The 6,149-nt window shown below is 48.0% G+C and carries 5 protein-coding genes; 3 read left to right on the forward strand and 2 right to left on the reverse strand.

The window, feature by feature from the left end:
* The first annotated feature begins 6 nt into the window (after window positions 1-6).
* Together QUB30_RS29060 and QUB30_RS29065 are read left to right on the forward strand one after the other, a co-directional pair.
* On the forward strand, window positions 7-669 hold the full coding sequence (locus tag QUB30_RS29060; RefSeq protein WP_333341032.1) for a V4R domain-containing protein: 663 nt from the start codon (window positions 7-9) through the stop codon (window positions 667-669).
* A 242-nt stretch (window positions 670-911) separates the two neighbouring features.
* Entirely contained in the window at window positions 912-2,078 is a 1,167-nt protein-coding gene (locus QUB30_RS29065) for a pentapeptide repeat-containing protein (RefSeq protein WP_333341035.1), read from the forward strand.
* 17 nt (window positions 2,079-2,095) lie between these two features.
* On the opposite strand, the gene QUB30_RS29070 is transcribed toward QUB30_RS29065, so the two are convergent.
* Together QUB30_RS29070 and QUB30_RS29075 are read right to left on the reverse strand one after the other, a co-directional pair.
* Complete coding sequence (locus QUB30_RS29070; RefSeq protein ID WP_333341037.1) at window positions 2,096-2,566, reverse strand: phycobilisome protein; 471 nt, start codon at window positions 2,564-2,566, stop codon at window positions 2,096-2,098.
* A 105-nt stretch (window positions 2,567-2,671) separates the two neighbouring features.
* Window positions 2,672-3,154 carry a 2Fe-2S iron-sulfur cluster-binding protein gene (locus tag QUB30_RS29075; protein ID WP_333341040.1) on the reverse strand — a complete coding sequence of 161 codons (483 nt, stop codon included), beginning with the start codon at window positions 3,152-3,154 and terminating at the stop codon, window positions 2,672-2,674.
* A 499-nt stretch (window positions 3,155-3,653) separates the two neighbouring features.
* Between QUB30_RS29075 and QUB30_RS29080 the strand changes: the two genes are divergently transcribed.
* Window positions 3,654-5,588 (forward strand): serine/threonine-protein kinase, encoded by a 1,935-nt coding sequence (locus QUB30_RS29080; RefSeq protein ID WP_333341043.1) that lies wholly within the window; start codon window positions 3,654-3,656, stop codon window positions 5,586-5,588.
* Window positions 5,589-6,149 lie beyond the last annotated feature (561 nt).

The raw sequence follows: 6,149 nt of genomic DNA on the forward strand, positions 1-6,149 counted from the left end.
TTCCCGATGATTAATATTGCCGACTTGCTCAAACAGCCCCGACTCCCTGGAAACTACTTTGCCAGCGATGCCTACGTCCGAGGCGACCTCGAACTCGGCCTGCTCGAGAACCGCCGGGGCGATCGGCTCATAGCACTACCAGAAACACTGATTCAAGCCATTTATATCGGCTTAGAACAAGAAACCGGTCAAGCCTCCCGCCTAGTGCTATTCAACTGCGGTCGCTGGTGGGGAAAAAACTTCTACGTGCGTTTTTGCGAAGAAGTTAGCGAATACTACGGTCAGCCAGTTTCCGAAATGGAAATGGTAGAATTTCTTCAGTCCTTACAACAGTGCTGGAAAACTCACGGATGGGGAACATTTGAACTTGACCCCAGCTATTCCGAACAGGGATTTTTAATAGTAAAAATTGCTAACTCTCTTTTTGCTAAAACAGCTCCCAAGTGGAAGCGACCAGCCTGTTTTTTAGAAGCAGGCATCTTAAGTTCGTTCTTTAGTCAGCTCACAGGTCGAGAACTCCACTGCCTGCAAACCTCCTGCGAATCCTTGGGTTCGGACTGTAACCGCTTTATTTTAGGGCTGCGCGATCGCCTCCAACCTGCAGATTCTATGGTCGAAGAACGACAAGATCACGAAGCTATTATCAGTCAACTTTGCAAAAAAAAATGACTTGTTTGACAGCTATTAGTTTATTGCTGATAGCTGTCAACTCTATTGTTCGCCAGCCAGTGCATCCACCGTACCATCAAAAATGTGAGTTAATTTACAAAAAAGCTACAGAGTTAAAAAATCTGGTTTTAGCTATTTAAAAATAACCGTACTATAACTCGCAGCTAGACAATTCATAACTTACTTTAGAAACTCTTAAAATTTAAAAACAATCACAACCTCAAACTTTTTGCTCGAACTTAATGGACGCCAACGAACTTCTAAATCGATATGCAGCCGGCGAAAGAGATTTTAGACTGGCAAACCTCCGCGGCATTGTGTTGAGTCCGATCGATTTATACCGTTCCAGCGATGCCCCAACTCTGATTTTGGCAAACCTCAACGAACACCAGCATCGACCCTACTTAATCGGCGCTAACCTTAGCGGAGCAGACCTCACCAAAGCCCATCTCAGCCGAGCCAACCTCAGCAAAGCCAACCTCAGCGGGGCCAATCTCACCGGTGCTAACCTCATGGCAGCCAGTCTGAGCGGAGCCAATCTCACCGGTGCCAATCTCACCGGTGCCAACCTCGCCGGAGCTCACCTGAACTGGGCAAACCTGACCGGAGCAATTCTCTCCAAAGCCAATCTCATAGGTGCAGATATGAGCGCGGCCAACCTCAGCAAAGCCGTTCTCAGCGATGCCAATGTCAGTAAAGCCTATCTGATTAAAGCCAATCTCAACGGGGCAAACTTGCAAGGTGCAAACTTGAGTCTAGCGAGTCTCAAAGAAGCAGACTTGACCGAAGCACAGCTAACCGGAGCCGAATTGTCCAATGCCAACCTAGTCGGAGCCAACTTAACTCGTGCTAACCTCAACAAAGCCAACCTGTTGAAAGCTAACCTCAGGCGAACTAATCTGACTCAAGCCTATTTAAACGGCGCGTGTTTGAGCGAATCAGACCTCAGCGAAGCTTGCTTGGACAGAGCCAATTTGTGCAAAGCAGACCTGAGCAAAACCTACCTAAGAAATATTACTTTGAATGGCTGCCACTTAAGCGGTATCAACTTTAGCGGGGCCGACCTCAGCGGTGTAGATTTGAGCCGCAAACTTTTAACTGGAATCAATATGGCAGAGGCATTGTTGAACGAAGCTAACTTCAGGGGTGCTTATCTAATGGAAGCTAACTTGAGCGGGGTCAACCTCAGCAAAGCCAACTTGAGCCTAGCCTACCTGATCGAGGCCAACCTTTCTAATTCTTGCCTGCATGAAATTGACTTGAGCCAAGCTAATCTCAGTAAAGCCAACTTGCGGAAAGCTGACTTGACAGGAGCCAATCTCCGGGGAGCCATTATGACTGAGGCGGATTTGAGAGGAGCAAACTTGAGTGGAGCCATTCTTCCTAACGGGACAATTTATCAGCGTTAAGGTGACATCCCCCTTGATTATTTGCCCAGTAAAGTGCGGTTGATGTCCAGAATCGGAAAAAATAGGTTCCTTTCTTCCACAGTGAGATATTGTTTGAGTACCTTTTTCATAACTTCGTAGGTCACGCTCGCAGTATTCCGAACTTGAACTGCACCTAAAATAGTTTGCAACCAAAGCAGCAGGCGATCGCGCAAGCGTTCAGTATCATTAATCAACAATGCTGCCGCAGAATGCCTCAACACCCGCACAATATCTCCACGGCACTTTTCTGTCACATCTTGAGACCCTCGGCGAAATAAATTAGGGTCGAGAGACAGCATTTGTGCTTCCACTTGCCGAATTATTTCTTTTTCAGAGGCTTGAATTTTTTTATAAGCACTCATCCGGTGATTCAAAGAGTGAAAGTAGTCTTTCAAAAATAGGAGTTCTTCAGCAGTGGCGTAGCGTCCGTCTGCTTCCGTGCTCAAACGTGCAAGTTGGCTCAACATATGATTTTTTTCTTTTGGGCAACAATCTGTTCAAATACAACATATCAAGTTTTTACTTAATTGGCGGCCCCCTGCCCCATCCGCAATTATATTAGGGTTGGTAGTTCAGGCTTCTTTAGTCCGAACTAAATACTGTCCTACTTGGAAACGGGTTTCATTAAGCTGAGTCACGATGGAACGAGTAATCAACTTTCCCGATTCGACAACTACTTGGCCCGTAATTGGATGTAACAAATCTTGCTGGGCCCGCCGGCCGATCAGAGCTTCCACATTTTCAATGGCATTAATGTACATCCCTGCAGGCAACTGTACAACTACACCCTCACCCATAATTTGAGCCTGACAAGCAAGCCGCGAATTTGCTTTAGCTGTAGTAATGACCTCCAGCGTCCTCCTTTCCCGGCGGTTCATGTCAGACAAACCTTCCATACCCTCTTTAATGTAAACGTGGCAAGTCGCACACATACCCCGTCCCCCGCATTCCTTGAGAACATCTAAGTCTTTGGAAAGTAGGGCAGACAGGATATTCGATCGGGTTTCTACTGCCATTTCCTCGGCAATTGGATCTAGTTTAATAATTTTAACCATATTGATTTTTGCTCCTGTCAAATTGAGTATTTACCAACTACGATCCACATATTCCCAGCAAAAAAAAAATTTGGCTAACACTCAAAAAGGTTAAGATGGCTTGGCCAGAGCATCGGCTTCCGGCTCTCTCACCCAGATTGCATAACCGCGCTTGTGTTTTGGTAATCGCTCTTCCGTCGCCCCTATTCCCCAGCTTAGCTGGGATGGCTAAAAATTTAGACTGTTCCTTGACTGCCTTGAAAAAACTGTAATACTCGCGATCGACTAAAATAGCAGCCACAGGTAGTTTCAGATCCGACACTCGAATCCGGCAAGATTGATACTGATTCGGAAAGTCAAGGATGTTACTAGGTGCGAGTGTGCCATCGCTCTCAAGGAGGCTGAGAATGAACCTGAGATAACATAGGCTGTACCTGGCGATCGATTCAAAAATTTGAATTTTTGTCAGAATTCTTTACATATTTTAATACTAGCTCAAGCATTTCCTATAATTAGACCGATGCAAAATTCTAAGTACCGCATTTTAGGGCTAGTCGGACAAGGACAGTTTGGTCAAGTCTTTTGTGCCAGCGTTCGAGAAGCTCCCGCCAAGGACTCCCGCCTCACCAGCCAACTGGTCGCTCTCAAAGAACTCAGCCATCAAAAAGCCCCAACTAGCGAATTCTTGCGAGAGCTGTGGTTTCTGATCACCTTGCAGCACCCCAACATTGTCACCTGCCGAGCTCTAGAACACACAGCTACAGGCAGGTACTTGGTTATGGACTACTGTGAGGGAGGAACCCTCCGCAACCTGCTCAAACAAGACCGCCCGTTGCGGCTGCTCGAAGGTTTGCAGCTAGTCATGGAACTTTTAGCAGGCTTAGACTACGCCCACCGCCGCGGCGTAGTTCACTGCGACATCAAACCCGAAAATATCCTCCTCACTTTAGGAGCCAAAGGTTGGTCGCCCCGGCTGTCTGACTTTGGCATCGCGCGCCGGCTGCCAGAAATCGGTACCACTCGCCTCCACCAAGAAATTTCTCCCGACGCTACCGTAGGTTCGCCCGCTTACATGGCCCCAGAGCGGTTTTACGGTCTTTATTCCCCCATGTCAGATATATATGCAGTAGGAATCCTGCTGTTTGAGTTGCTAATGGGCTACCGCCCTTTCGGCGGAACCCCCGGAGACTTGAGGTGGGCGCACCTCAATCAACGCTTGCAGCTTCCCGACGCCATTCCCGAACCTTTGCAAGCAATAGTCAAAAAATCTTTGGAAAAGCTTCCAGCCCGCCGTTTTGCCAGTGCTTCCCAAATGGCTCAAGCTCTGCGGCTGATCGTGTACGACCCCGCTGTCAGGCAATTGGGCGACTGCATTATTCCTTGGGAAAATCCCGCAACTAAGGGCGCTAAAAGTCTGCCGTCGGAAACTGAGTCTTTGCTGGAAGTCGAAGAGGAAAAAGCATCGCAGCAGGCGATTAATTTACTTAGGACTGCGAGCTATTGCCTTTCGCAGCCAAAGCCGCTGATACTTTCTGCACCGCTGACGGCTTTAATTGCCACTGAAACGTATCTCTACGCTGCTGTAGGTACAGAGGTGAAGGTTTGGTGTCAGCCTGGAAAACAGCTAGTTGCAGGAGAAATGCCTATTTCTATAAAAATGCCGGAAATCGTGCGGGGCATTTTACCTACTTCCCACGGCTGCTGCGTTCTCACTTCGCAAAAACTTTACTGGCTCAACGAACAGTCTTGGGAGCCTCAGTGCTTGGTGGATATGGGTTTCAGGCAAGGCCCCGATGCTTTAAAAGCTGCTGTTGACTCTCACGGCCGCTGCTTGACAGTAGCGGTTCCGGGTGAACTGCGTTTTTATTCTTTAGCTGCAAACAGCACTGCAGGCGATCGAGAACAAGCGCTGAAGCTGATCGCTACTGTGCCGTTACCAGAACACTATTTACCAGAATTAATGTTTTTGGATCGGCGACACGTCTTAGCAGTTTGGTCGGATAACGAACCAAAAAATCCCCAAACTATTTTTAGAGTTTACACTCGCCGCGGGACGCCAGTGGGTTCTGTGCGGTTGGCGACCAGCGTCGGACAGATGCTGCTGACACCTGAACCGTATACTTTACTGGGAATTCCTCAATCTGGCAAAGCAGCCGTGTTGTTGATGAAATTGTGGCCGCTCAAGGTAGCGCGAATTCCCCTTGAAAGTCTTCCCGTGTCTGCTTGTGTGGCTAATTGGGGATGGGTGTTGGCAGATGTTGAAGGGCAGATTCTGGTGTTAAACACTCAAGGCATTCAAGTAGGGAATTTTAGCAGCCCTGTCGCACCCCGGGCGATCGCTCCTTGGGGACAGACTGGTTTAGTAATTGCGGCCAATACAGAGGAAGAGAGTCATTTGCACTTTTTAAATCTAGATATTGAGGAGAGCAACTCGCGATCGAGCATCAAAGGCTGATAAATGGTGTAGCTGAAGGTGTTTCGGGGTTGCTGTAATTCAGGAGAGTGTATTTGCCGGCGATCGATTCCTAGGAGTTCGATCGGGGTTAGAGTACCGTGTCGTGCCGACTTCAGGATTTTGAATCTGAGGAATTGTTAAGGGCGATCGGCTCAATCCCATACCCAAACCTCCCTCAGTCAAGTCCTAGAAATGCAGACACCACTTTATATATATGACTCATGCAGCAACCTGCTTTTGTTCTCCTGAACCCAGTGATGCAGCCTCACACCTCACGCTCTAACGAAAGCCTAACCTCTACTTTAAGTCAGCCCCATCATCTTGAACAACTGAGTTCTTCTACCCATGCGCGGCAGATAGTCCCGCCAAAAGCCACATTTTGCCCCCAAAAAGCAGGCTCAAGGGATAAAGAGGAGTCAGCCAGCAGAGGAGCGATCGGGGTTTAAGAGCCAGAACCCTGACGGTGAAAGGCTTCCCCCAAAACTCAAAAATACTTTCACAAAACGCTTGACAACATCTTGCGGAATCAGTATATTAATAAAGCGCCAGAAGGGAAGCGGT

This window comes from Microcoleus sp. BROC3 (assembly GCF_036702515.1).
Taxonomy (GTDB): Bacteria; Cyanobacteriota; Cyanobacteriia; order Cyanobacteriales; family Microcoleaceae; genus Microcoleus.